Source organism: Psychroserpens sp. (assembly GCF_047633235.1).
Lineage (GTDB): Bacteria > Bacteroidota > Bacteroidia > Flavobacteriales > Flavobacteriaceae > Psychroserpens.
On the sequence record NZ_JBLIET010000003.1, the window covers coordinates 1 to 24,768 of the forward strand.

A 24,768-nucleotide genomic window follows, 5' to 3' on the forward strand; every position below is an offset into this window, starting at 1 on the left:
CTAAAATATCGTCAACACCAAATCTAATAAGGGATAACGCCATAGCACTTTTATCATCTAAAGGTTTGGCAAAAGCGATATAATTGTAGTTGGCAATGTTAGCAAAATAACTGGAATGTAAAAGCGCTAACTGACTGTCTTCTAAATTTACAAGTCCAGCAGGATTCCAATACCCAGAGTTGACATCGGCAGTGTGAGAAACCACACTATTACTCATCCCGAGAGCAGCGGCATCAACACCAATATTCAAAAATTCGTTAGAATATTTGGTTTGAGAAGCGCATAAAAACGATATCAATGTCGTAACAATGAATAGGTACTTTTTCAACAGCAAAATTTTTTTACAAAGATGCACAATATTTTCCACCTATTAAACTGTAAATTACGCCAGATATTGTGCTACTTTTCTATGAAACTTGTTATTAATTAAATCTATAGTCAGAACAGGATTTTTTTTATAAAAACAGATAGAACTCCCGCTATGCTTAATTTTCCTAATTTACATAAATGAAAAAGCGTCATTTTTTGCTTCTGTAAATTCAATCAATATATGGTTTAGTCGTAAATAGTTTGCTATTTTTACACAAATCTTATGTATGTCTATAAAAAACTACATTCCGAACTTTATAACACTCCTTAATTTGTTCTGCGGAAGTATCGCAGTCATCTTTGCAGTCCACAATAATTTCGTTGCCACTGCAATATTTGTGTTTCTAGGTATTTTCTTTGATTTTTTTGACGGATTATTAGCCAGAAAACTTAATGTCCAAAGTCCGTTAGGCGTTCAGCTAGATTCTTTAGCCGATATGGTAACTAGTGGCTTAGTGCCAGGAATCGTGATGTTTAAATTAATTGCTACAAGTATTAATGCTCCGGAAATTGTTACGCAAAATGAATGGAATACAAATTTTAGTTTTAACGAATTAAATATAGCTCCATTAGCACTTATTGGTTTATTTATCACATTAGCATCGGCTTATCGTTTGGCAAAATTTAATATTGACGACGATCAGCAAACCTATTTCAAAGGTCTTCCTACACCAGCTAATGCTTTGTTAGTGTTATCCTTACCTCTAATAATAGAATTTCAAAATAGCAGTTTTGCAACTGATTTAATCTTAAACCAATGGTTTCTAATTGCGTTTACTTTAGTGAGCTGTTATTTACTAAATGCTAAGATTAAATTATTTGCTTTAAAATTTAAGGATTATAGTTTAGCTAATAATACAATGAGATACACCCTTGTCATTTTAACAGCAGTACTACTAGTGGTTTTTCACTTTATGGCAATTCCTCTTATTATAGCATTGTATATCCTACTTTCTGTATTTGAGAATAGGACAGCTAAAACTATTTAAAAAACATTTTATAAACTTAATAATGGCATCAGGATTTTTTGCACTGTTAGATGATATTGGAGCGCTCATGGATGATGTTGCTGCAATGAGTAAAATTACGACTAAAAAAACCGCAGGAATTTTAGGTGATGACTTAGCTGTTAATGCCGAAAAAGCTTCTGGTTTTGTCGCTTCTAGAGAAATCCCTGTACTTTGGGCCATTACGAAAGGTTCAATGCTGAACAAGCTTATCATATTGCCAATTGCGTTTTTATTGAGCGCCTTTTTACCCTGGGCAGTCATTGTTATTTTGGTTCTTGGTGGTATTTATTTAGCTTATGAAGGTGCTGAAAAAATTTATGAATATATTGTCCCACATAAGCAACAGGTTACGGTTGAAAATAAAGGGGAGCTTTCAAAAGAAGCGCTTCTACAACTAGAACAGACGAAAATCAAATCTGCCATAGTAACCGATTTTATACTTTCCGTAGAAATTGTAATTATTGCTTTGGGAACGGTTGTAGGGGAAGATTTACTATTTCAAATTTTGGTTGTGTCTATCGTTGCCGTTATTGCTACCATAGGTGTTTATGGTATTGTCGCTATCATTGTGAGAATGGATGATCTTGGCTTCCGTTTGGTGACATTGAGTAAAGGTCAAAAGAATGTCACTTACTATATTGGAAATTTTTTGGTACAAGCCTTGCCTAAAATCATCAAGAGTTTATCGGTCATTGGAACCATTGCTCTACTCTTGGTCGCAGGTGGTATTTTTGCGCATAATTTGGAGTTCTTACATCATTTTTTAGAGGAGATACCCTCTTTTATTAGAGATTTTGTTTTGGGACTCGCTGCTGGAGCCACAGCGCTTTTAGTGGTGGCTATGTTAAAGAAATTTTATGCTTTGCTATTCAATAAAAAGAAGACTACTTAACGCAGATCATAACCAAATTTAATGCTGTTAAGAATTAAAAATATATAAATTAAACCTATGAAGGACCTAAATTTTCCGATAAGTTTTACATTTCATGTGACTACATTATCCAACGATTTTTCAGCTAAAGATGCTCATGGTAAGACCGTAGCCTATGTTAGGCAAAAAATGTTTAAGCTTAAAGAGGATATTAATATCTACGATAATGAGAATAAGACTCGTCTTACTCATAATATTCGTGCCGATAAATGGATAGATTTTTCTGCTGCTTATAGTTTTAAAGATGCGCAAGGTAAAGAGATTGGGAAAATAGCAAGAAAAGGTTGGGCTTCTGTGTGGAAAGCACATTATGAACTTATTGATCAACATCAAAAATTACAATATCATATTAGAGAAGATAATGCTTGGGTAAAGGTATTGGATTCTGTGTTAGGGCAACTTCCTATAATTGGTGGATTAACAGGATATTTATTTAATCCTAGTTATACCGTAACCGATTTAAATGGTCAAGCTATTTGTCAGTTAAAAAAAGAAGCGTCTTTCTTCGGAAGAAAATTTAAACTTTCAAAACTGAAGCCTATAGATCATGAGGATGACGAGCGTATCATTTTAGGATTTATGATGATGGTATTATTGGAGCGTAGGAGAGGATAATTTTATTGTTTTAGGTAGATTGTTGGTGTTTTCACTTTCGCCAGTGTTGGTGTTTTTCACCAACGCTATGTAATAATTTTGAATTATGCTTTAACTATGATTTGAATTAGTAGATTTAATAATAGAGAGGTTTTTGGTTTTAGGTGGATTGTTGGTGGAAAACACCAACAATGGCATAGGTTTTATTGTTTTAGATAAATTGTTGGTGGAAAACACCAACAATGGCATAATAGCTAAGCTTCGAATTATTTGTTAGTCTGCCTTTGTTGGTGTTTTCCACCAACAAATCTCAATGGCGCAAATGGCGAAGGTTTATTTATATATTAGATGAATTGTTGATTCAAAATAAGAACAAGGGCATAATGGCTGTACTTCGAATAACCTGTTAGCCGGCCTTTGTTGGTGTTTTTCACCAACAAATAGTTCTCCAGTGTTGGTGTTTTCACTTTCGCCAGTGTTGGTGATTTTCACCAACGCTATATAATAAAATGGCAACCATTTTGAACTATGATTTGAAATAGTAGATTTAATAATAGAGGGTTTTTGGTTTTAGGTGGATTGTTGGTGGAAAACACCAACAATGGCGCAAAACACCCACAAGGGCGTAATAGCTGCGCTTCGAATTATTTGTTAGTCTGCCTTTGTTGGTGTTTTCCACCAACAAATCTTAATGGCTCAAATGGCGAAGGTTTATTTATATATTAGATGAATTATGCTTTAACTATGATTTGAAATAGTAGATTTAATAATAGAGGGTTTTTGGTTTTAGGTGGATTGTTGGTGGAAAACACCAACAATGGCATAGGTTTTATTGTTTTAGGTGAATTGTTGTTGGAAAACACCAACAATGGCAAGTGATTTTGAGTGCAGTATTATGGTTGTAGATGAATTGTTGGCGCAAAACACCAACAATGGCGCAAAACACCCACAATGGCGCAAAACACCCACAATGGCATAATAGTTACGCTTCGAATTATTTGTTAGTCTGCCTTTGTTGGTGTTTTCCACCAACAAATCTTAATGGCTCAAATGGCGAGTGTTTATTTATATATTAGATGAATTGTTGATTGAAAATAAGAATAATGGCATTATGGCTGCACTTCAAATGATCTGTTAGTCGGCCTTTGTTGGTGTTTTTCACCAACAAATCTTAGTAAATAAGATTAAACAAAATGACTACGAAACCAATTCAAATAGATGATTGTCCGCAATTTTTCACAGCAACAATTTTGAATTGGAACAAACTATTAAAACCCGAAAAGTATAAATTCATTATCATTGAGTCGTTACAATATTTAGTCAATGAAAAAAGAGTTATAATTTATGGTTATGTAATTATGGATAATCATATTCATATCGTTTGGGAACCAACACAATTATATTCTTTAAAACATACTCAGTTAAGCCTTCTTAAATTCACATCACAACGTATAAAGAGAGATTTGGAAAACAATCATCCACAAGTTTTAAAACACTATAGGGTAGCTTTAAAAGATCGAGTTTATCAATTTTGGCAACGAAACTCTCTTTGTACTGATTTATATTCCGAAGAAATTATTGAAGAAAAGTTGAATTATATTCATAGGAACCCTGTTAAGGCAGAGCTATCTGTTAATGAAGAGGACTATCGTTTTTCTTCTGCTCCTTTTTATAAGGGCTTAGGAGATGAGTTTAAGTTCTTGACTGATTTTAGATGAGTTGTTGGTGTTTTCACTTTCGCCAGTGTTGGTGTTTTTCACCAACGCTATGTAATAATTTTGAGTTATGGTTTAACTATGATTTAATAATAGAGAGGTTTTTGGTTTTTGGTTTTAGGTAGATTGTTGGTGGAGAACACCAACAATGGCATAGGTCGGTTTTTGGTTTTAGGTGAGTTGTTGGTGGAAAACACCAACAATGGCATAGGTTTTATTGTTTTAGGTAGATTGTTGGTGGAAAACACCAACAATGGCGAAGATTTTTAGTTTTAGGTGGATTGTTGGTGGAAAACACCAACAATGGCAAGTGATTTTGAGTGCAGTATTATAGATTGAGGTGGATTGTTGGTGGAAAACACCAACAATGGCATAGCTATATTATAAAACACCAACAATGTCGAAGTGAAAACACCATTCATGGAAGTAAGCAACAATAATAGCTATTTTATTAAACCTTTAGATTGCATCTTCTGGTTTTTGACCCTCTTGAGCCGTTTCAAAATTCAACTTCTTTTTACGCAATTCAAAATTCTGTCCTAAATAGACTTTACGTACCATTTCATCACTGGCTAAGTCTTCTGGCTTCCCAGCTTTCAGAATGCTACCTTCAAACATTAAATAGGTTCTATCTGTAATTGCTAAAGTCTCTTGTACGTTGTGATCTGTGATAAGAATACCAATATTTTTTTTGGTAAGTTGTGCGATAATACGCTGGATATCTTCTACAGCAACAGGATCAACACCAGCAAAAGGCTCGTCTAATAAAATAAAATCTGGATCTGTAGCGAGTGCACGAGCAATTTCAGTACGACGACGTTCGCCTCCAGATAATAAATCACCTCTACTTTTACGAATATGTTCTAAACTAAACTCATCAATCAACGATTCCATTTTAGCTTGTTGTTCCTTCTTACTAAGTTTAGTCATTTGAAGGACACTCAAAATATTGTCTTCAATACTCAATTTTCTAAATACAGAAGCTTCTTGTGCTAAATACCCAATGCCGTTTTGAGCACGCTTATACATTGGGAAATTGGTGATATTATTACCTTCTAAAAAGATGTTGCCACCATTTGGTTTTATGAGCCCAACAATCATATAAAAAGACGTCGTTTTACCAGCGCCATTAGGCCCCAGTAATCCGACGATTTCTCCCTGTTTAACTTCAAGAGAAACATCTTTCACTACTTTTCGTCCGTTATAGGACTTCATTAAATTCTCGGCTCTTAGTGTTTTCATAAATGCGGTAATAATTGCTAAAATAGCAAATTCAAAATCGAGAGTTATTTACTTTGTTATAAGTTTAACGCTCATTATGTCAAGGCATCATCTTATGTATATGAATTCTTTTTTAAGTTTTAGAATTTGAGCTTTAGGATTTTATTTTGGAATTTATTTCAAGTGCATCCCAATATTCATAAGCCTTACGCAAATGCGGAATCACAATAGTACCTCCAACCAAAGTGGCGATACTCAACGCTTCAACAACTTCTTCCTTCTTTAAGCCTGCCTTATGGCTAGACTCTAGATGATATTTCACACAGTCATCACAACGCAAAACCGTCGAAGCAACTAATCCAAGGAGTTCTTTTGTTTTTTTATCTAAAGCACCTTCAGCAAAGGCATTGGTGTCTAGATTGAATATACGCTTGATAATTTTGTTATTATCTTCTAGAATGGCATCGTTCATTTTAGAACGGTAGGCATTAAAATCAGTAACGATATTAGACATGAGTTTTTCTTTCTTTTTTATTTTGGTTTTTAATAACAACTTTTGATATGTAGATACTTACTTGGTATAAAATTAATATTGGAATGGCTACAATAACTTGACTTGCTAAATCTGGAGGTGTAATTATTGCAGAGATAATTAGTACAATTACTAATGCGAATTTTCGATACTTTCTCATTATTTGAGGTGTTACCAACCCTATTTTGGTAAGGAAATATATAATTATTGGCAATTCAAATACAAAGCCAGCTGCAAGACACGATGAGCGAACCGTTGAAATATAGGAGCTAATATCAAATTCATTAGACACTTCTGGACTAATACTATAATTAGCTAAGAAATTTATAGAGAGTGGTGTGACAATATAATAGCCAAATAAAACACCAAGGAAAAACAGAAACGAGGTTATTAAAATAAACCCTCGTGAATGTTTACGCTCTTTATTGTGCATTGCTGGACTTATAAAACTCCAAAACTGGAAAATCACATAAGGGAAAGCTAATATGAAACCAGCAAAAATGGAGGTCCATATATCTGCAGAAAATTGCCCAGCCATTTGTCGGCTTTGAATTTTAAAAGGAAACTCTGTAGCGCAAAACGTTGTGTCATTAATGCCTATAAATTGTGAGGCTTGACATAGCCATTTGTAGGTTGGGAAATCCATCCGTTTTGGAGCAAATATGATATGCTCAAATATGAAGCCACTAAAAATAAAAGCGACTGTTGCGCAAATAAGTACAGAAAAGGTAATCCTAATTAAATGCCATCTTAAGTCTTCGAGATGATCTAAAAATGACATCTCTTTGGTGTTTGTATGTGCCATTATATAAGACCTTCTTTTATTAAATCATGAATATGAATAACTCCTGCATATTCACCGTCTTTTTCAACGAGTAACTGCGAAATACCGTATTTTTCCATGAGTTCCTTAGCATCAACTGCCATAGCATTTTCATCAATTCGCTTTGGGTTATTACTCATAATATCTTTAGCAGTTAGATGAATAAACGCATCACTTTTGGTAAGCATTCGTCTTAAATCTCCATCAGTAACAATTCCAGCAATTTTATTGTTATCTACAACAGCCGTAACGCCTAGCATTTTTTCTGAAATTTCTATAATCACATTTTTTGCAGATGTATTGAGTTCTACTCGTGGTTTTTCATTTACAGATGATAAATCACTAACACGTAAATACAAACGTTTGCCTAAAGCACCTCCTGGATGGTATTTTGCAAAATCTTTACTAGAAAATCCTCGCAGTTCTAACAAACAAACTGCCAAAGCATCACCAAGCACTAATTGAGCAGTTGTACTTGTGGTTGGCGCTAAATTATTAGGGCAAGCTTCTTGCGCGACATAGGCATTCAAAATGAAATCTGCTTGTTGTGCTAAGAACGACTTTTCGTTGCCCGTTATAGCAATCAACTTATTTTTAGCATTTTTAATAAAAGGAACCAACACTTTAATTTCTGGCGTATTTCCGCTTTTAGAAATACAAATCACAACATCATCATCTAATATTAATCCTAAGTCACCATGAATGGCGTCTGCAGCGTGCATAAAGACAGAAGGGGTCCCTGTAGAATTTAAAGTTGCTACAATTTTATTAGCTATAATAGCACTTTTCCCAATTCCGGTAATAATAACACGCCCTTTAGAGTTATAAATTAAAGACACAGCATTAGCGAAGTCATTTGTTAATAAATGACTTAAATTTGCTATAGCATCACGCTCTAAATCTATAGTCTTTCTTGCGGTTTTAAGGATAGATTGTATAGTGTTCAAAATTATTTTTTTTTGAGTTCGATGGGTATAAAGAAATTGTTATCTTTAGGTTATGCAAATGTATCAAAAATACTAATAGGGATTAATGAGTACAAAAGAAATTGATATACATTCTGCACTCAAGCAACACTTTGGTTTTTCTAAGTTTAAAGGGCTTCAAGAAAGCGTGATTAGAAGTGTTGTTGCACGTGAGGATGTATTTGTTATTATGCCAACAGGAGGCGGAAAATCGTTGTGTTACCAGCTTCCAGCACTAATAACGGAAGGTACAGCAATTATAGTGTCACCACTTATTGCATTAATGAAAAATCAGGTGGATGCTATTCGAGGCATCTCAGATTATGATGGGGTGGCCCATGTTCTTAATTCTTCGCTCAATAAAACGGAGGTTAAGCAGGTCAAAGAAGATATTGTAAACGGAGTCACTAAATTATTATATGTGGCGCCAGAGTCGTTGACAAAGCAGGAACATGTTGAGTTTTTGCGTACTGTCAAGATTTCATTTATGGCTGTAGATGAAGCTCATTGTATAAGTGAATGGGGACACGACTTTAGACCAGAATACAGAAATCTTCGTCATATTATCAAACGAATTGGTGATAATATTCCAATTATAGGATTAACAGCTACTGCAACACCAAAAGTTCAAGAAGATATTTTAAAGAGTCTCGATATACAAGATGCCACTACTTTTAAGGCTTCTTTTAACAGGCCCAATTTATATTATGAAATCCGACCAAAAACTAAAACTGTAGATGCAGATATTATTCGTTTTGTTAAAAAGAATGATGGGAAATCTGGTATTGTTTATTGTTTAAGTAGAAAGCGTGTTGAAGAATTAGCACAAGTTTTACAGGTTAATGGCGTAAAAGCAGTTCCATATCATGCTGGATTAGACCCCAAAACTAGGGTTAAACACCAAGATATGTTTTTGATGGAAGATTGTGATGTGGTTGTCGCCACCATTGCATTTGGAATGGGGATTGATAAGCCAGATGTTCGTTTTGTAATTCATCACGATATTCCAAAAAGTATAGAAAGTTATTATCAAGAAACTGGACGTGCAGGTCGTGATGGAGGAGAAGGTCATTGTTTAGCCTATTACGCTTATAAAGATATTGAGAAATTAGAAAAATTCATGTCCGGAAAACCCGTAGCAGAACAAGAAATTGGTCATGCTTTGCTTCAAGAAGTTGTTGCATTTGCAGAAACATCTGTGTCTAGACGTAAGTTTATTCTTCACTACTTTGGTGAAGAATTTGATAATGAAACTGGAGACGGAGGAGATATGGATGATAATATACGTTATCCTAAAAAACAAAATGAAGCTAAAAGTGACGCTGTTATCGTATTAGAAACCGTTAAAACAACTAATGAAAAGTATAAATCTAAAGATTTAGTACAGGTTTTAATTGGTGAAACAAATGCACTTATTTCGTCTCATAAAACAGATGCTCAACCTTTCTTCGGAATAGGAAAACACGAGAATAAACGTTACTGGATGGCACTAATTCGTCAAGTACTTGTTGCAGGTTTTCTAAAAAAGGATATAGAAACGTATGGTGTTTTAAGAATTTCTACTGAAGGTCATGATTATATAAAATCACCTCAATCCTTTATGATGACTGAAGATCATATCTTTGACGAAGGCTTAGACGACGGTATTGTGGCAGCTGCCAAAGGGATCGGTGGCATTGCTGATGAAAATTTAATGAAAATGCTTAAAGATTTACGTAAGCGCAATGCAAAATCATTAGGTGTACCACCATTTGTGATTTTTCAAGACCCATCATTAGAAGATATGGCTCTAAAATACCCTGTAACCTTAGAGGAGTTAAGTCATGTTCATGGTGTAGGAGACGGGAAAGCTAAAAAATATGGTAAAGATTTTGTCCTATTAATTTCTCAATATGTTGAAGATAATCAGATTGAAAGACCAGACGACTTTATAGTTAAAAGTACAGGATCAAATTCTGCAATAAAATTATACATCATTCAAAATGTAGATAGAAAATTACCGCTTACAGATATTTCATCTAGTAAAGGTATGACGATGTCAGATTTTATAAAAGAAATGGAAGCGATTGTGTTTTCAGGAACCAAACTTAATATCAACTACTGGATAGATGATATTTTAGATGAAGATCAGCAAGAAGAGATTCATGACTATTTCATGGAATCTGAAACCGATAAAATAGACGATGCAATTGAAGAGTTTGATGGTGATTATGATGATGAAGAATTACGCTTGTATCGTATAAAGTTTATTAGTGAGGTGGCGAATTAATGAAAGAGGATTCCGTATTTGATGCAGCTGTACATCTTTTTTTTAAGATAAAATGCTTTTCGAATCGCTCTGTTTCTAAGCGAAACTCAGTGCAATAATTCGTTAAGAATGCATAAAACCTTATTTCTTTTTATCATGCGCTATAGCTGTAAATATAATTTCATGTTTCTTGCAATTCAACGTTAATTCATCAATTTTAAGTGGGTCAATTTTACCGGCATTCTTTTCATCAATTTGAAAATCTATTTTTGTAACCATTCTACCTTTTAAGGCTGTCGCTTCCGTTTCAAATTCAACAGATTCTGATTTTAATACGAGATTCAAACCTTTTCCAACAATGGTAAGCTGGGCACCTTTTTTAGTTTTCACTTCAAGTGTACCAACAATAACGGTTTGGAAACAGAAATAGCCTCCAAGTTCGTTTAAGCCAGCATATAATACGTTCTGGTTAGAAACAGCAAAAGGTTTATTATCAACATCTTTCATAATAGCATCGGTAGTATCTTGGGTCGCTATTGTTTTGTTAGTATTAGAACTTCCAAAGGCTGATTTTAATTTTGTAATAAAACTCATGTAGTACATATTTTTTACAAAGCTAAAGTAATTGTAAGCAATTCCAAATTGTGCTTCTCACTTAGTTTCATATCTTTGCAACTTAAACAAAATTTAATACAATGCAAGACGGTTTATACGCAAAATTTAATACAACAAAAGGCGAGGTTTTAGTCGCTTTAGAATTTCAGAAAACACCAGGAACAGTCGGTAATTTCGTAGCTTTAGCTGAAGGGAATTTAGAAAATGAAGTGAAGCCTCAAGGGACTCCTTATTATGACGGACTCAAATTTCACAGAGTAATTCCAGATTTTATGGTACAAGGTGGTTGCCCACAAAGCACAGGTACGGGAAATCCAGGTTATAAGTTTGATGATGAATTTCATCCTGATTTAAAACATGACGCACCAGGGATATTGTCTATGGCAAATGCTGGACCAGGAACAAATGGAAGTCAGTTTTTTATCACTCACATCGAAACACCTTGGTTAGATAATAACCATACAGTCTTCGGAAAAGTGATCACTGGACAAGACGTTGTAGACGCTATAGCTCAGGGAGATGCTATTGATTCTTTAGAAATCATTAGAGAAGGATCTGATGCAGTGAAATTTAATGCTGTAGAGGCTTTTAGAACTTTTGAAGGTTCAAGAGAAAAAAGAGTTTCAGCAGAGCGCGATGCTGCTAGTGCAGAATTGGATAAATTGTCAGCTGGTTTTGAAGAGACTAAAAGTGGATTACGTTACCAAATCATCCAAAAGGGAACTGGTAAAGCTGCCGAAAAAGGTAAAACAGTATCCGTACATTATAAAGGTCAATTAGCAGATGGTACTGTGTTTGATTCATCATACAAAAGAAATGCACCATTAGACTTTCAAGTAGGAGTAGGTCAAGTCATCGCAGGTTGGGATGAAGGCATTTGTTTATTAAACGTTGGTGATAAAGCTCGTTTGGTGATTCCTAGTGATTTAGGTTACGGTTCTGCAGGAGCAGGAGGTGTAATTCCACCAGATGCAACTTTAGTATTTGATGTGGAATTGATGGACGTAAAGTAAGCAGTGAACCAAATGCTTCTTTTTCGAAGAATTTGAGTGAATCTCTAGTCTCGAATTTGTTTCGGAATCTTAAAGAGCCAAGTGGCGCTAATCGCAAAACTTGTGTGAATTGCTTATACCGAACCGATCGAAGCATCTTTAAAAAGAAATCATATTATAGCGTTTGAACATCGTTAAAATTCTGATTATAAATAAAAAAAGCACCAATATAATTGGTGCTTTTTTTATGCTTTAATATTAAATTTAATCCTACTTATAGGTCAGATTCACAGTTAACTCAGTAGTTTTTGTATCGAAAACAACCTTGTATCTTGAGTTTCTATTGTTATTTTCTTTAATATATAAATCATCGATAAGCGTAAATTCGTTTCTAGAGATATAATCATTTAGGTCCACTAGCTGGCTGTCAATTATAAATTTTGATATTTTTTTGTTGTCTTTACATGGACAATCTATGGACACAACTTCTGGACTATTTACGTCAGTTCTCAACTCGATATTATCGGTATTAAATACTCGGCAAAATTGGGTGTTGTATGATATATCCAAAGAGATGTAAACTATCATAAAGTGCTGCGATACACACAACAATAACGCTTATACCTATCATAATTTTTTTCGTCCTGTTGTTTTTGTTTAAAAACACTTGATCCTCCTAACTTTATAATATGAATTTTTATGCAGTACTAAACTAGTATTTGAAGTTAAAGACTAAAAAAAAAGCACTCATTTGTTAGAGTGCTTTTTTGAGTATGTAATGCTATTTTCGTTTTGCTACAAACGTACCATTGGGTTGAATCATTTTGACTTCACCTATGGTGCCATCTTCAGATTCTAAAAATTCGATTTTATAACCTTCTAAAGTTTTAAATGAGAATTTATGTTTAGCGGTAGGGATTTGTTCATATTCTGGTTGGCCTTTGACAAAGAGATAGAGCACCTCTTTTTTAATATAAACTTTGATTTCTGTCCCAGCAATATCATATTCTCCAGTATATCTCTCTAGTGTTTTTGTCTCTATGTCAATAGTATTTGGAGTGCGGTCAAATTTAATAGCGCTTAACATTGGTTCAAGTTGAATATCGACACCTGAAACATCACCGGCGACATTAGTCACAAAATGTACCTTAAGACCTTCTCCGTATTCTGTAGTATCTACTTTATTCTCGATTACAGATATTAATTCAAAGGTGTCATAGTGTATATGATTTAAGTACGCTTTTTCTTTATTGAGTTCGGTGAATAGAGAGTCATTTATTAATTCAATTTTAAATGATCCATATCCTTTATTTGAATAACTACCCGAATAATCTAAAGAGATGTGAGAGGGTTTAGTGTTTTTTACAGTTGATGTTTCTTTTGTGTCTTCTGCAGATTTTTCAGCCTCCTTTGCCTTTTCTTGGGCATCTGTATAACGCTTTAACCAATTGGTAGTTTCTCCTCCAATTAAACGATCTGCAATTGTATTCCTAACAAGTCCTGTAGCTGCAGATCCATCTGTATTGACAAGAACGACAATACCTATTTTTTTACTTGGGTAAAATGCAGTACTCGCTCTAAAACCATTAATGGCGCCACCGTGCTCTACTCTGTAGTTTCCTCGATATGAGGACAACATCCAACCATAACCATAATTAGCAAAATGCATGTCTGGTAAATCCTCGTCTGGTAGCGCAGCATCAATAACCATTTGAGAGCTTAAAGCTTCGCTTAAATAACGTTCTGGTATTATTTCTTTATCATTATATTTACCATTATTAATCCAAGTAATGAGCCATTTACTCATATCATTAACACTACTGTTAATACTTCCTGCAGGCGACATTGCTGCGATATCATAATAACCTGTGTTTACAATGCTATCATTTTTTACTTTATAGCCTAGAGAGGCATTGCTTGCTGACTTCATTTCTCCAATACTCACGTTGGTTCTTGACATATCTAATGGTTTTAAGAAATGCTCTCGAATATTATCTTCCCAACTTTTACCAGATATGCGTTCTGCAATTACGCCTTGTACCAAGAACATAAAATTATTATAATACCACTGCTGTCTAATTCCTGTAAAGGGCTCTTGATATTTGATGCGATTAATTAAACTATCTTTGTCGTGTGACGGAAACACATACCAGGAACCATCATGTCTCGGAAGTCCTGTGCTATGTCTCATAAGATCCTTAATAATAATATTATTGTTCATATCATTATTGTAAAACTCTAATTCTGGAATATACATTCTTGGGCTGTCATCAAAGGATAATTTATCATCAGCTCTCAATTTACCTAGTACAGCAGCTGTGAATGCTTTTGTACAGGAGCCAATAGCAAATAAGGTATTGGCATCTACAGGGACTTTGTTTTCAAAGTCTCTATAACCAAAACCTTGGGCATAAATGATTTTATCGCCTTCAACAACTGCAACAGCAAAACCTGCTGTATTGGTAGCTTCAAGAATTTTATTCAATTCTTTTTCTATATTTTTAAGTCGTTTATCTTGTGCATTAATTGAGAAAATGATGAAGAAACCCAATGCGAGTAAAACTAATTTTTTCATTGTATTGATTTTTTGTGTTAGAATAGATACTGCATTGGTAGCTTTGGAGATTGATAAGTTACTCAATTCTTCATTTATTTTACAACTCATCTTAAAAAAATCACAGTTGGGTCATTCCTTTTTTTAAAAAGACAATGTCTATTAGATATTTGCCTCATCAATAAAGCTGTAACAATTTCAGCATAAAACAAAAAACCATGGGAATGTTAGTTAAGTTTTGTATTCTGTTTTTATTTAGTCAATTATTAAATGCGCAAACAGCATCTGGATACGATATTACAGTAAAAATTAATAATCTTGAGAGTAACCAAGGAAAAGTGTATGTCGCTGTCTACGACTCTCAAGATGCCTTTTTAAATAGAGGATTAAAATCAACTGTGGTTAAAATAACAGAGAAGAGCTGTGAAGTTATATTTAAAAATATCCCAAAAGGTATTTATGCGATCTCGATGTTTCATGATGAGAATGACAACAATAAAATGGATAATAATTTTCTTGGTATTCCTATTGAAGACTATGGTTGTTCAAATAATGCAAAAGGATTTATGGGTCCGCCAAAATGGGAAGACACAAAATTTGAAGTAAGTGATAAATCAATAATACAAACTATAACACTGTAATATCATGCAAAAATTACTAATCATCACAATTATTTTGGTATCAGGTTTTACATCTGCACAAACCAATTACGAAAAAGGAATGGAAAAGGCTTTTGCACTTTGGCAAGATCAAAAAATGGATGACGCAGAGAATATGTTTGAGCGCATTTCTAATGCGGAATCTAAAGAGTGGCTTCCTCATTATTATATAGCACAAATAAATAGTATAAAAAGCTGGAATATTAAAGATGATACTATATTGAAAGCACAGTTAGGAAAAGCTCAAGAACATTTAAATAGCGCTATCATATTAAGTGCAGAGAATCCTGAAATTTTGGTTATGCAAGCACAAGTTTTAACTAATTGGGTTGCCTTTGATGGGATGACCTACGGCATGAAGTACTCCGGAAAAATAACCGAACTATACAGCAAAGCAGAAAAGCTATCACCAAATAATCCAAGAGTTATGTATTGTAAAGCAGAATGGGCAATGAATAGCGCTAAATATTTTGGACAAGACACAACACCCTATTGTGATGCGATAGAAAAATCTATTAAACTTTTTACTAACTTTAAACCAGAAAGCAGCTTATACCCAACTTGGGGAAAAGATCGTGCTGAGCAAGGTGCTAAATCATGTAAAGAATAAATTCATTATGACAAAAACACTAAGAAAAGTCATTATTACCCTCATTATTGGATGCATCGTATTTGTTGTTGGAAATGCTCTGTCAGGAGGGTTTAACTTTAAAACAATCAATGATTTTTTAATTGATTTTGGATTTTATCAACTGTATTCTTTTGTTTTAGGTTATTCTAATATGACATTCTTTGATTATATGGAGGGTCGCAGCTGGAAAAAAGGGGATACCATTAAACGTATCATGGTCGGAGTCATTGGCGCTGTCACTATCACGCTACTTGGATTATTTCTTGTCAGAGTTGGGCAAGCAATGTTGTATAGAGGATATACTTTTGAAGAGTTTTTAGCGTACGATTCTTGGCAAGGTTATTCCTTCGGTTTATGGATTACACTAACGATAATTTCAGTATTCCACATCATATACTTTTATAATCGTTATCAAAAGAATAAAATTAAAGAACAAAAAGTTATTGCAGGTGCTGCAAATGCGACGTTTGATGCTTTAAAAAATCAGTTAGATCCACATTTTTTATTTAATAGTCTAAATGTACTAACCAGTTTAATAGAAGAGAATCCAAAAAATGCTCAAAAGTTCACAACGTCTTTATCAAAAGTATATCGATACGTTTTAGAACAAAAGAATAAAGACTTAATACCTGTAGATGAGGAATTGAACTTTGCTAGGACGTATATGTCGCTTTTAAAAATGCGTTTTGAGGATAGTATTATTTTTGAAATTCCAGATCATGCTACTAATCCAGAGAGTAAAGTAGTACCATTATCGCTTCAGTTATTACTAGAGAACGCGGTAAAGCATAATATGGTAACAAGCAGTAAGCCCTTGCACATTAAAATTTATGAAAAAGAAGGGATGCTCATTGTGGAGAATAACCTTCAGCCAAAACAAATTGTAAAAAAGAGTAGTGGGGTTGGATTAGAAAATATCAAGCAGCGTTATCAATTATTATCAAATAAAACCGTATCAATCAATCAACAAGCAAGCCGTTTTGCAGTCGCCATACCTATGCTTACCAAACAAGTAACCATCATGAGATCAATAGAACCAAAAACACAATACGACGACAGATATGTAAGAGCACGTAAGCGTGTTGAAGAGATGAAAGAATTTTATTATAGTTTAATTTCTTATTGTATCGTCATCCCATTTTTATTCTTTATTTGGCTTCGTTACACACCAAATACGATTCAATGGTTTTGGTTCCCAATGTTTGGTTGGGGGATGGGATTAGCCTTTCATGCCTACAAAGTGTACGTCAATGACGGAGTGTTAGGTAACGGTTGGGAAAAGCGTAAAATTGAAAAATTTATGCGGGAAGAAGATGAACAACGTTGGAATTAAAAAGCACTGAATATTATGGAAGAATTTACAAAAGTACACCTATATAAAAAAGTAAAAGATAAAGTAGATCATCTTAGAGCGTTTTATATACATTTCACTGGTTATATTGTTTTTAATACAACCATAACGACGATCAAGATCATTGATGATTTAGATGAAGGAAAAACATTACAGGAAGCTTTATTTGACTTCGGAACAGTAGCTATTTGGCTAATCTGGGGAATAGGAATAGCATTTCACGCATTTTCAGTTTTTGGATTTGATTACTTCTTAGGCAAAAACTGGGAAAGAAGAAAGCTTCAAGAATGTATGGAAGAGGAAGAACGTATTTTAAATCAGAAAGAATAAAATATTATGAAAAACAATATAGAACCCTTTAGAAATAGTAATGCTCAAAGAGCTTGGGAAAAGGAAGAAGCCTATTTAAGAGCTGAGAAAAAAGTAAAAGCTATCATGGGTTTTTATTGGCACCTAGCATCTTATGTGATTGTGAATTTATTCCTAATCATTTTGATAACTACTAGTGGTGGACGGCTTTTTAGCTTCGGAACATTCTCCACAGCATTTTTTTGGGGAATCGGACTAGCATTTCACTTTATGGGCGTTTTTGGTCCAAGTTTTTTCTTTGGAAAGCACTGGGAAGAGCGTAAGATTAAAGAGTTGATGGACAAGGATGCAAACAATTGGGAATAATGGAAAACAATAGAATTTATCACAAAGAACGCTACCAAATTGCAGCTAAACGCGTAAAACGAATTAAAGGTTTTTACACACATGCATTGATTTATATAGTAGTGAATCTCGTTTTTGTTTATATCAATATTGAAAATTTAGAGGATGGTGAAAGCTATTTTCAATGGCGAAATTTTATCACATTCTCTTTTTGGGGAATAGGTTTATTGTCACACGCTGGTTCTGTGTTTTTACCAAGTTTGATTTTTGGTAAAAATTGGGAAAGCAAGAAAATCAAAGAGTTTATGGATAAAGATTCTAATGAGATTGACCGTTACGAATAATTATAATAGAGCATCACGTCGCATCAAAATTAAATTAATAACCCATCAAAATAAATCTATTTAAATGAGTATCATCATCATAGAAGACGAAAAACCATCAGCAAGACGATTGCAACGAATGTTGACCTTATTAGATATGGAAGCAGAGACCATGCTGCATTCTGTAGAAGAATCTATCGCGTGGTTTCAAAATAATGAACATCCAGATTTGATATTTTTAGATATTCAACTTAGTGATGGTTTATCATTTGAGATTTTTGAAACTATTGACATTAAATCTGCAGTCATTTTCACAACAGCCTATGATGAATATGCGCTTCAAGCTTTTAAATTGAATAGTATTGACTACCTATTAAAACCAATAGATGAAGATGATTTGGCTGTAGCAGTTTCAAAATATAATGAGCGTTTATCAAAAGAACAGTTGGTCACTTTAGATTTTGACGATATCAAAAAGTTATTGGTTAATCCTATTGAGCGCGAGTATAAAAAACGGTTTTCGGTAAAAGTTGGTCAGCATTTAAAGTTGATTAATATCGATGATATAGAATGTTTTTACAGTGAAAACAAAGGCACTTATGCGTTTACTTCGGAAGGTAGAAACTACTTGCTAGACACGACATTAGAGCAACTTGAAGAAGAGTTAGAGCCTCACAAATTTTTCAGAATTAGTAGAAAGTTTTACATCAATGTAAATGCTATTAAAGATATGGTGAGTTATACGAACTCCAGACTTCAAATTAAATTGAAGACTTATAAAGAGCACGACGTGATTGTTGCTAGAGAACGCGTAAAAGATTTTAAAGAGTGGTTGTCTTAAAAAACGTCAAGGATGTCACCAAAGGGTCTCCTAAATCGTCAAGTAAGTCTTCTGTCTCAGCAAATAGGCCACTAAACCCAATGTCTAAGAACAGATCAAGTACTAGTAATTCACTGAGAACGCTATCCCAATAGCATTCAGATTTTGTTTCAGATTCTTTTTTTTAATCTCGGTACTGCTCTTCCAGTCTAGGCTCATGAATAATTATGGATTTATTGTTTTCAGTAGAAAAAAGCATTTTATCATAAGCGTCACGCTTCTTTACTTTTGATAACATATCAAAACCTTCAACTAGTAAGTCAAAATGTGCTCTAGCTCCTTCAGATGTATTATTATTTGAATGATATAAAGCTATTTCGGTTCTAAACGCTTTCTTAATTGTATTTAAATCTGCTGTTTTTTCAATCTTTAATACATCATACTAATTTGTTAATTCCATAATTTTATTATTCTGAAAAACAAGCTTCTACTTTAGATTTGAAGTTTTGACTATCATCTACAAAAAGTAATAATTTAGTGAATGTCTTTGGCTTTCCGTAGATAAAGTCTAATTGCTGAGGTGATTTTAAATAAATCACAATATTGCTCTGTTCTAAGTCTCCTAATAGAGATAACGTTTTGGTGCCTTTGTCCTTGTCAAAATCTGATGAATTTATTATTTCAATGCGATCAATAGCGTCATAAGGAATAGTAGTTTCACTTAAGATGCCAAACCGTAATTGCAGATGGTGTTCGTTAATTGCAATAGGTCTTTTAGGTACCGATCTAATAATGCCAATTAATTGAAGTGCAGAATATATGCTTAAACCAGTAAGAACCCAAGCTAGAGTGGGACTCCATTTTGCTGAAAGAATATGAACGGTAATCATTTCAATACCAACAACGAGAATCAATGCGCTAAGGGTTGATAAAATACCAGATCCTTTATAATTAGAAAACTCATTGTCTTTTAATATGGTTTTTTTGAAATTAAAAAAACCATAATAGATGAGTGCTATTTCATTGGCTACTAATTTGGCTACGTTCTTGGGGAATAACGATGCGCAATACGTTACTAAAGCACTATAAAAATCCGGATGATCATTTACTGATGTTTTATAAAGGGTTATCGCTTTCCTAACCTTAATTATAATAACAAATAGTACACTTAATTCTATGACAGGGACTAACCAAGTTTTAGCGAGACGGAGTAGGCCTTGGTTTTCTGAAGGAATTGTGTAGGATGCAATCACAATACATAGAATTAGAAAAGGCGCTACTGTAACATTTGAGATACTTCGTTTTCTAATGAGTAAAAAATATAGGATTGGAATTGTAATCATAAAATCAATAGTCACAAAGGTGGATAGCGAACTTTGATGAACAGAAAATAAACGGGTATTGGTCAGAAATACTAATAGTATTAAAAGCGCTAACGGGATTATAAAAGCGATTGCATTTTTTTGAAATGTAGAAGTTTTAATCATACCTATTTCATTCTTATATACACGTCTATTGGACGAATTTTTAGTTAAAATGTTACGTTTTTTTACACTTAAAACTGTAAAAACGACTGATTGACTTAAATAGGTGCTGAAACCTATCGTACGTTTTAGTTTTTAAAAACTAAAGAATAGCAGCTAAACTTAAATGTAATCTTTATATAGTGTGCTGCGAATAGGGCGGTTTTTGTTAAGTTTGGTTAATCTATCTTTAAAATGCTAACATAAGATTTGTTAAGTAATAAATTAGTCTTCAATTCTATTATCGTCAAAAGCAGATGGCAATAGGTTTGGGATTAATTTGACGAATATTGGTAATAAAATAGCTCCACCAGGCAGCATGAATATGGCTAGGCTTGGTATTGTTTTTAAGGTGTCAAGCAATTGAGCTTGCATTTGCTTTTGTTCCTCTTTACTGAGCTCAGAATGCGTTGATTTTGTGATTAGCAACATCAAGTCTTTACTTTGACGTACTTCTTTGACTAATCGTTTACTGTTTCGTCTAATTAATTTATTGACAAGCTGAGACGAATTCTCATAGAAGTTTGCAAGGGGATTACTTTGTTGAAATAATAAAACTTCTTTTTTATGTTCTCTATGAAATTGTGATACAGATAAAATTGAATCCTGTATTTCAGAAGTTTCCATATCCAAGCGTTTTGTCAACTGTTTTAAAAACTGATATTCAGAACGTTCTAGTATTTCATCGTCCCAAACAGATAAGCATATTAAATCTAAAAGATATTTTTTCTCATTCAAATCCATATCGTAATCTATATCATAGATAAGATCTTCTGTGTCTATATCATCAGCATCCATGTTAGATGCCGATGATTCTATGATATTAACAATTTCTTTATCATAATCTGTAATCTTGCTTTTAGAATTTAAAGATTTGTATAAGGTACCAACAATAATACTTTCTAAATGAGCAGCATAAGTTTTGGGATCTAAACCCCTTGTTAAATAGGCTTCAAAAGCTAAAACATCAACAAAAAGTAACGAGTTGGTTATTGATTTATTGAAGTTTCTAGTCAGTAAATTATCATCTATTTGGATGCGGTCATGAATTAATCGCTCTAACATAGAAGTTTCGCTTTTACCAATAACCAATTTATCCCAAAGGGATAAATCTGAGACTTCTAAGCCTTTATAAAATGCCAATAGTTCGTTTAAAAATGCTGGTGTAGTAACCTTTTTAATTTTAAAATAATACACATGAAATAAGCCAGTGATGAGGTTTACTTTAGCTAATTCATCTTCAGAATATCTATGAATCTGTTCAATTTTATCTGTAACGTCAACATTAACTCCGTAAATAAAACCATATGTTTTAAGGTTGATATACAGTGAGTTATAATGCTCAAAAGGAATTCCGTTTTTTAATAATTGAGAACAAAATTTCTCTATCCAACCACTAGTAGATGGGTTCATTTCTTGATTTTTAATGACCGTGTAAAGTTACTTTATTCTTTTCACAATTATAAGTTTTTGATAATTATTGAAATAAAAATAAAACCACATTTATGTTTTTTGCGTAGGTAGAATAGAGACAAATAATAAATTAACAAAAATCTCAAAAGTATTATGAAAAAATCTAAAATTTTAATTGGAGCTGCAGTCATAACAATGGCCGGCTTTTTCGCAATCGCAGCAGATCATATTGATGCTCCTGCAGTTGCTGGTGGTACAAGTGATATCACAGACATTTTTGGCTTTCAAGGTCAAAACAACGACAACATTGTGTTTGTTGCTAATGTACAAGGACTAATTAGTCCTACAGATACTGATAATGCCGCATTTGATGAAAATGTATTGGTAGAGTTCAACATTGATAACAATGGAGATGCAATTGCAGATCTCGTTATCCAAGCAACGCCTAGAGATGGTAAAATGTATTTCTTTGGACCTATTGCCCCTTCTCAACCTGGCTTAAACAGTGTTATTTTAGCAGATACAGCTGTTCAAAATGAAGTTGATATTACGGCTTATGGTGCGAGTGCAATTATTGAAACGAATAATGGTATGAGCTTTTTTGCAGGACCAAGAGATGATCCTTTCTACTTTGACTTTTTCCGTTTTGGAGATATCATCGCTGGTAACGAAACAATGTTTAGCAGTCCAGGAACAGATAGTTTCGCTGGTACAAATGTAATGTCTATAGTCGTAGAATTGCCAAAAGCTATTGTTGGATCTGGAGATTCAGTTAATATCTGGGTAGAATCTAAAAGAAAACAGTAAGGTCATTCTTCTTATTTCCGAAGAACAACAAACTATTAAATATTAAAAAACAAAGAACATGAAATTAAATAATATAAAATTAGGAGCAATTGCATTGCTAGTATCATTTTCAGCAGTAAACTGCAGTAATGACGACGATAATGGACCTACAGGAACAAACGGAACAACCGAACCGAACTTTACAGGTGTGTATGCTCAGGAAGACCAAATGGGACGACCAGCTATTAATACCGTATTTGTAAGTATGGGAGATAAAGACACGTTCAACGTAACGTTACCTTCTAACCAAGGTGCTGCATTTCAAACTAAGTTTCAAACTAAATTAGAAGCTTTAAATCCTGCGCACGCAGATCCTATGTATACAAATGCCTTAGGTTTTAATGCCGAACAGTTTACAGGTGCATTAGCAACAGATGTGTTGACCGTATCATTAGTAGGGACCACAACATTTTTTGATGGTACAAATGTACTAACAGGTCGTACGCTAGCAGATGACGTTATTTCAACAGAGTTGTTGTTGATATTTGGTGGGCCAATGGGTACTGATAATCCAGGATTGACAGATGATAATGTAGATGGTAATGATAAATCATTTTTAGCTTCGTTTCCTTACTTAGCGACACCTCATTAATAAGTTTCTTTTTCTGAAATGAGCTTCTAACAAGCTCATTTCAGAATTTTTTATAACTCTAAATAATGACTCAAAAATCACACTAATATGAGCTCGAAATACACTTATTTAATTGCAGTACTGGCAGTCGTTCTATTTACTAACTGCAACTCAACTTCAAAGAAACAACTTACAGCTACAAAAGACTATAATGCTTATCTCGATATTTCTACAAATGAAACGCTAGAGAGGGCAAAAGAAAACGAAATATTTTGGTCTAATAAATTAGAAAAAACACCAAACCAATATGGCTATCACAGCCAATTGGCATCCACATATACTCAGTATTTTTCGGCAACTGGAGAGGTTGAATATCTTAAAAAATCTGAAAAAGAATTATTAATGGTTAACGACATTACACAATATAATAACCCTTCATATTTAAAAAGTTTAGCCTACAATTATATCTCACAACATAAATTCAAAGCAGCTTTAGAATTATTAGAAAAAGCAGAGGCTTTACAAGGAAATTTGCAAGAAACGCGTAAAATGTTATTTGATGTGCACTTAGAGTTAGGAAACTACTCTGCTGCACAATCCTATCTTGAAACTATTGAGAATTTCAGTGATTTTGATTACCTCATTCGTTTATCTAAATGGAGTGATCATAAAGGAAATCTTAATGCAGCTATAAAATATATGGAAAAAGCCATGGCAATCGCTGAGTCTTCAAATTTGAAAAGCTTAAAGCAATGGTCATACACTAATATAGCAGATTTTTATGGTCATTCTGGTGACATTGAAAAATCATATAATCATTTTCTAAAGGCATTAGAGATTGATCCTAATGACGCTTATGCAAAAAAAGGAATTGCTTGGATTGTGTATTCACATGAGAAAAATCCTGACGAAGCACTTCGTATTTTGAATACAGTAACCGAAAGCTATAAAGCACCAGATTATTATTTACTTAAGGCTGAAATTGCACATTATAAAGGCGATATAGAAATGAGTACATCTCAATTAGAGCGCTATCATACTGCTATGCAAAATAAAGACTATGGAGACATGTATAACAAGTATAACGTGCTTTTATACATAGATGAAAATAGTAAACTTGAAGACGCTATAGCAATTGCAAAAACCGAAATAGAAAATAGACCAACACCACAGTCTTATGATTTATTAGCATGGTCATATTTTAAAAATGGAAATCTAGAAGACGCATTACAAATTGTAGAGAAACATATTATAAATAAAACGTATGAACCAGCAACATTGTATCATGTGGCAGAAATTTATAAAGCGACAGGAAAGACTAAAGACCTTAAGCCTTTAAAAAAGGAGTTATTGGCTAGTTTATATGAGTTAGGGCCAAGTATGGAGGATAAAATTAAAAACCTATAAT

General features: G+C 33.5%; 26 protein-coding genes and 2 pseudogenes. 17 read left to right on the forward strand and 11 right to left on the reverse strand.

Annotation, left to right across the window (positions count from 1 at the left end):
• Positions 1–328, reverse strand: a pseudogene (locus ACJAZK_RS01265) (hypothetical protein); the annotation flags it as partial.
• 268 nt (positions 329–596) lie between these two features.
• Here ACJAZK_RS01265 and ACJAZK_RS01270 point away from each other — a divergent pair.
• From ACJAZK_RS01270 to ACJAZK_RS01290, 5 genes are all read left to right on the forward strand, one after another.
• Positions 597–1,358: a CDP-alcohol phosphatidyltransferase family protein gene (locus ACJAZK_RS01270; RefSeq protein WP_415222221.1), complete on the forward strand. Its 762-nt coding sequence runs from the start codon at positions 597–599 to the stop codon at positions 1,356–1,358.
• A gap of 22 nt (positions 1,359–1,380) precedes the next feature.
• The gene (locus ACJAZK_RS01275) at positions 1,381–2,271 is read left to right on the forward strand and encodes a DUF808 domain-containing protein (RefSeq protein ID WP_415222222.1); all 891 of its coding nucleotides are present in this window, start codon (positions 1,381–1,383) and stop codon (positions 2,269–2,271) included.
• A gap of 57 nt (positions 2,272–2,328) precedes the next feature.
• Complete coding sequence (locus tag ACJAZK_RS01280; protein WP_415222223.1) at positions 2,329–2,925, forward strand: hypothetical protein; 597 nt, start codon at positions 2,329–2,331, stop codon at positions 2,923–2,925.
• Between the two features lie 1,172 nt (positions 2,926–4,097).
• A complete protein-coding gene (locus ACJAZK_RS01285) occupies positions 4,098–4,622 on the forward strand; it encodes a transposase (protein ID WP_415222224.1) in 525 nt (174 codons plus the stop codon).
• A gap of 129 nt (positions 4,623–4,751) precedes the next feature.
• Complete coding sequence (locus ACJAZK_RS01290; RefSeq protein WP_415222225.1) at positions 4,752–4,889, forward strand: hypothetical protein; 138 nt, start codon at positions 4,752–4,754, stop codon at positions 4,887–4,889.
• Between the two features lie 189 nt (positions 4,890–5,078).
• Here ACJAZK_RS01290 and lptB read toward each other — a convergent pair whose 3' ends face one another.
• From lptB to ACJAZK_RS01310, 4 genes are all read right to left on the reverse strand, one after another.
• Positions 5,079–5,861 carry an LPS export ABC transporter ATP-binding protein gene (lptB, locus tag ACJAZK_RS01295; protein WP_051229782.1) on the reverse strand — a complete coding sequence of 261 codons (783 nt, stop codon included), beginning with the start codon at positions 5,859–5,861 and terminating at the stop codon, positions 5,079–5,081.
• Positions 5,862–5,994: 133 nt separating this feature from the next.
• Positions 5,995–6,354, reverse strand: a complete 360-nt coding sequence (locus tag ACJAZK_RS01300; protein WP_415222226.1) for a carboxymuconolactone decarboxylase family protein — start codon at positions 6,352–6,354, stop codon at positions 5,995–5,997.
• Positions 6,347–7,177, reverse strand: coding sequence for a twin-arginine translocase subunit TatC (gene tatC / locus ACJAZK_RS01305; protein WP_415222227.1), 831 nt, complete (start codon positions 7,175–7,177; stop codon positions 6,347–6,349). Before tatC ends, ACJAZK_RS01300 begins: the two co-directional genes overlap by 8 nt.
• Positions 7,177–8,142, reverse strand: a complete 966-nt coding sequence (locus tag ACJAZK_RS01310) for a KpsF/GutQ family sugar-phosphate isomerase (RefSeq protein ID WP_415222228.1) — start codon at positions 8,140–8,142, stop codon at positions 7,177–7,179. Before ACJAZK_RS01310 ends, tatC begins: the two co-directional genes overlap by 1 nt.
• A gap of 85 nt (positions 8,143–8,227) precedes the next feature.
• On the opposite strand from ACJAZK_RS01310, the gene ACJAZK_RS01315 reads away from it, so the two are divergent.
• Complete coding sequence (locus ACJAZK_RS01315) at positions 8,228–10,429, forward strand: RecQ family ATP-dependent DNA helicase (RefSeq protein WP_415222229.1); 2,202 nt, start codon at positions 8,228–8,230, stop codon at positions 10,427–10,429.
• A 120-nt stretch (positions 10,430–10,549) separates the two neighbouring features.
• Here the strand turns inward: ACJAZK_RS01315 and ACJAZK_RS01320 are convergent, their stop codons facing one another.
• Complete coding sequence (locus tag ACJAZK_RS01320; RefSeq protein WP_415222230.1) at positions 10,550–11,002, reverse strand: hypothetical protein; 453 nt, start codon at positions 11,000–11,002, stop codon at positions 10,550–10,552.
• Positions 11,003–11,103: 101 nt separating this feature from the next.
• Here ACJAZK_RS01320 and ACJAZK_RS01325 point away from each other — a divergent pair, with 101 nt between their 5' ends.
• Positions 11,104–12,036, forward strand: coding sequence for a peptidylprolyl isomerase (locus ACJAZK_RS01325; RefSeq protein WP_415222231.1), 933 nt, complete (start codon positions 11,104–11,106; stop codon positions 12,034–12,036).
• A gap of 249 nt (positions 12,037–12,285) precedes the next feature.
• Here ACJAZK_RS01325 and ACJAZK_RS01330 read toward each other — a convergent pair whose 3' ends face one another.
• On the reverse strand, positions 12,286–12,603 hold the full coding sequence (locus ACJAZK_RS01330) for a hypothetical protein (RefSeq protein ID WP_415222232.1): 318 nt from the start codon (positions 12,601–12,603) through the stop codon (positions 12,286–12,288).
• A gap of 193 nt (positions 12,604–12,796) precedes the next feature.
• Entirely contained in the window at positions 12,797–14,590 is a 1,794-nt protein-coding gene (locus ACJAZK_RS01335) for a serine hydrolase (RefSeq protein WP_415222233.1), read from the reverse strand.
• 203 nt (positions 14,591–14,793) lie between these two features.
• Between ACJAZK_RS01335 and ACJAZK_RS01340 the strand changes: the two genes are divergently transcribed.
• The 7 genes from ACJAZK_RS01340 (at position 14,794) to ACJAZK_RS01370 (ending at position 19,028) form a co-directional block, all read left to right on the forward strand.
• Positions 14,794–15,210: a DUF2141 domain-containing protein gene (locus ACJAZK_RS01340; protein ID WP_415222234.1), complete on the forward strand. Its 417-nt coding sequence runs from the start codon at positions 14,794–14,796 to the stop codon at positions 15,208–15,210.
• 4 nt (positions 15,211–15,214) lie between these two features.
• Positions 15,215–15,838, forward strand: a complete 624-nt coding sequence (locus ACJAZK_RS01345) for a hypothetical protein (RefSeq protein ID WP_415222235.1) — start codon at positions 15,215–15,217, stop codon at positions 15,836–15,838.
• A gap of 7 nt (positions 15,839–15,845) precedes the next feature.
• Positions 15,846–17,192, forward strand: coding sequence for a histidine kinase (locus tag ACJAZK_RS01350; protein ID WP_415222236.1), 1,347 nt, complete (start codon positions 15,846–15,848; stop codon positions 17,190–17,192).
• A gap of 15 nt (positions 17,193–17,207) precedes the next feature.
• Positions 17,208–17,540: a 2TM domain-containing protein gene (locus tag ACJAZK_RS01355; RefSeq protein ID WP_415222237.1), complete on the forward strand. Its 333-nt coding sequence runs from the start codon at positions 17,208–17,210 to the stop codon at positions 17,538–17,540.
• A 6-nt stretch (positions 17,541–17,546) separates the two neighbouring features.
• The gene (locus ACJAZK_RS01360) at positions 17,547–17,885 is read left to right on the forward strand and encodes a 2TM domain-containing protein (RefSeq protein ID WP_415222238.1); all 339 of its coding nucleotides are present in this window, start codon (positions 17,547–17,549) and stop codon (positions 17,883–17,885) included.
• Positions 17,885–18,208 (forward strand): 2TM domain-containing protein, encoded by a 324-nt coding sequence (locus ACJAZK_RS01365; RefSeq protein ID WP_028873309.1) that lies wholly within the window; start codon positions 17,885–17,887, stop codon positions 18,206–18,208. The genes ACJAZK_RS01360 and ACJAZK_RS01365 overlap by 1 nt, the downstream gene beginning before the upstream one ends.
• Before the next feature lie 64 nt (positions 18,209–18,272).
• Positions 18,273–19,028 carry a LytR/AlgR family response regulator transcription factor gene (locus ACJAZK_RS01370; RefSeq protein ID WP_415222239.1) on the forward strand — a complete coding sequence of 252 codons (756 nt, stop codon included), beginning with the start codon at positions 18,273–18,275 and terminating at the stop codon, positions 19,026–19,028.
• Between the two features lie 163 nt (positions 19,029–19,191).
• Here ACJAZK_RS01370 and ACJAZK_RS01375 read toward each other — a convergent pair.
• The 3 genes and pseudogenes from ACJAZK_RS01375 to ACJAZK_RS01385 form a co-directional block, all read right to left on the reverse strand.
• Positions 19,192–19,437, reverse strand: a pseudogene (locus ACJAZK_RS01375) (DnaJ domain-containing protein); the annotation flags it as partial.
• 37 nt (positions 19,438–19,474) lie between these two features.
• Positions 19,475–20,494 (reverse strand): hypothetical protein, encoded by a 1,020-nt coding sequence (locus tag ACJAZK_RS01380; protein WP_415222240.1) that lies wholly within the window; start codon positions 20,492–20,494, stop codon positions 19,475–19,477.
• 261 nt (positions 20,495–20,755) lie between these two features.
• Positions 20,756–21,943 (reverse strand): LETM1-related biofilm-associated protein, encoded by a 1,188-nt coding sequence (locus ACJAZK_RS01385; RefSeq protein WP_415222241.1) that lies wholly within the window; start codon positions 21,941–21,943, stop codon positions 20,756–20,758.
• 153 nt (positions 21,944–22,096) lie between these two features.
• Between ACJAZK_RS01385 and ACJAZK_RS01390 the strand changes: the two genes are divergently transcribed.
• The 3 genes from ACJAZK_RS01390 to ACJAZK_RS01400 all read left to right on the forward strand — a co-directional run bounded on the left by ACJAZK_RS01390 (position 22,097) and on the right by ACJAZK_RS01400 (position 24,767).
• The gene (locus ACJAZK_RS01390; protein ID WP_415222242.1) at positions 22,097–22,750 is read left to right on the forward strand and encodes a DUF4331 family protein; all 654 of its coding nucleotides are present in this window, start codon (positions 22,097–22,099) and stop codon (positions 22,748–22,750) included.
• A 58-nt stretch (positions 22,751–22,808) separates the two neighbouring features.
• The gene (locus tag ACJAZK_RS01395; RefSeq protein WP_415222243.1) at positions 22,809–23,381 is read left to right on the forward strand and encodes a DUF4331 family protein; all 573 of its coding nucleotides are present in this window, start codon (positions 22,809–22,811) and stop codon (positions 23,379–23,381) included.
• Positions 23,382–23,468: 87 nt separating this feature from the next.
• The gene (locus ACJAZK_RS01400) at positions 23,469–24,767 is read left to right on the forward strand and encodes a tetratricopeptide repeat protein (protein WP_415222244.1); all 1,299 of its coding nucleotides are present in this window, start codon (positions 23,469–23,471) and stop codon (positions 24,765–24,767) included.
• Position 24,768 lies beyond the last annotated feature (1 nt).

Excerpts from the sequence above, each read along its gene's own strand:
- ACJAZK_RS01390 (WP_415222242.1), top strand. The coding sequence starts at position 22,097 with ATGAAAAAATCTAAAATTTTAATTGGAGCTGCAGTCATAACAATGGCC.
- ACJAZK_RS01370 (WP_415222239.1), top strand. The coding sequence starts at position 18,273 with ATGAGTATCATCATCATAGAAGACGAAAAACCATCAGCAAGACGATTG.
- ACJAZK_RS01330 (WP_415222232.1), bottom strand. The coding sequence starts at position 12,603 with ATGATAGTTTACATCTCTTTGGATATATCATACAACACCCAATTTTGC.
- ACJAZK_RS01300 (WP_415222226.1), bottom strand. The coding sequence starts at position 6,354 with ATGTCTAATATCGTTACTGATTTTAATGCCTACCGTTCTAAAATGAAC.
- ACJAZK_RS01275 (WP_415222222.1), top strand. The coding sequence starts at position 1,381 with ATGGCATCAGGATTTTTTGCACTGTTAGATGATATTGGAGCGCTCATG.
- tatC (WP_415222227.1), bottom strand. The coding sequence starts at position 7,177 with ATGGCACATACAAACACCAAAGAGATGTCATTTTTAGATCATCTCGAA.
- ACJAZK_RS01340 (WP_415222234.1), top strand. The coding sequence starts at position 14,794 with ATGTTAGTTAAGTTTTGTATTCTGTTTTTATTTAGTCAATTATTAAAT.
- ACJAZK_RS01320 (WP_415222230.1), bottom strand. The coding sequence starts at position 11,002 with ATGAGTTTTATTACAAAATTAAAATCAGCCTTTGGAAGTTCTAATACT.
- ACJAZK_RS01395 (WP_415222243.1), top strand. The coding sequence starts at position 22,809 with ATGAAATTAAATAATATAAAATTAGGAGCAATTGCATTGCTAGTATCA.
- ACJAZK_RS01380 (WP_415222240.1), bottom strand. The coding sequence starts at position 20,494 with ATGATTAAAACTTCTACATTTCAAAAAAATGCAATCGCTTTTATAATC.
- ACJAZK_RS01270 (WP_415222221.1), top strand. The coding sequence starts at position 597 with ATGTCTATAAAAAACTACATTCCGAACTTTATAACACTCCTTAATTTG.
- ACJAZK_RS01360 (WP_415222238.1), top strand. The coding sequence starts at position 17,547 with ATGAAAAACAATATAGAACCCTTTAGAAATAGTAATGCTCAAAGAGCT.
- ACJAZK_RS01335 (WP_415222233.1), bottom strand. The coding sequence starts at position 14,590 with ATGAAAAAATTAGTTTTACTCGCATTGGGTTTCTTCATCATTTTCTCA.
- ACJAZK_RS01285 (WP_415222224.1), top strand. The coding sequence starts at position 4,098 with ATGACTACGAAACCAATTCAAATAGATGATTGTCCGCAATTTTTCACA.
- ACJAZK_RS01325 (WP_415222231.1), top strand. The coding sequence starts at position 11,104 with ATGCAAGACGGTTTATACGCAAAATTTAATACAACAAAAGGCGAGGTT.
- ACJAZK_RS01280 (WP_415222223.1), top strand. The coding sequence starts at position 2,329 with ATGAAGGACCTAAATTTTCCGATAAGTTTTACATTTCATGTGACTACA.
- ACJAZK_RS01385 (WP_415222241.1), bottom strand. The coding sequence starts at position 21,943 with ATGAACCCATCTACTAGTGGTTGGATAGAGAAATTTTGTTCTCAATTA.
- ACJAZK_RS01315 (WP_415222229.1), top strand. The coding sequence starts at position 8,228 with ATGAGTACAAAAGAAATTGATATACATTCTGCACTCAAGCAACACTTT.
- ACJAZK_RS01355 (WP_415222237.1), top strand. The coding sequence starts at position 17,208 with ATGGAAGAATTTACAAAAGTACACCTATATAAAAAAGTAAAAGATAAA.
- ACJAZK_RS01400 (WP_415222244.1), top strand. The coding sequence starts at position 23,469 with ATGAGCTCGAAATACACTTATTTAATTGCAGTACTGGCAGTCGTTCTA.
- ACJAZK_RS01350 (WP_415222236.1), top strand. The coding sequence starts at position 15,846 with ATGACAAAAACACTAAGAAAAGTCATTATTACCCTCATTATTGGATGC.
- ACJAZK_RS01345 (WP_415222235.1), top strand. The coding sequence starts at position 15,215 with ATGCAAAAATTACTAATCATCACAATTATTTTGGTATCAGGTTTTACA.
- lptB (WP_051229782.1), bottom strand. The coding sequence starts at position 5,861 with ATGAAAACACTAAGAGCCGAGAATTTAATGAAGTCCTATAACGGACGA.
- ACJAZK_RS01365 (WP_028873309.1), top strand. The coding sequence starts at position 17,885 with ATGGAAAACAATAGAATTTATCACAAAGAACGCTACCAAATTGCAGCT.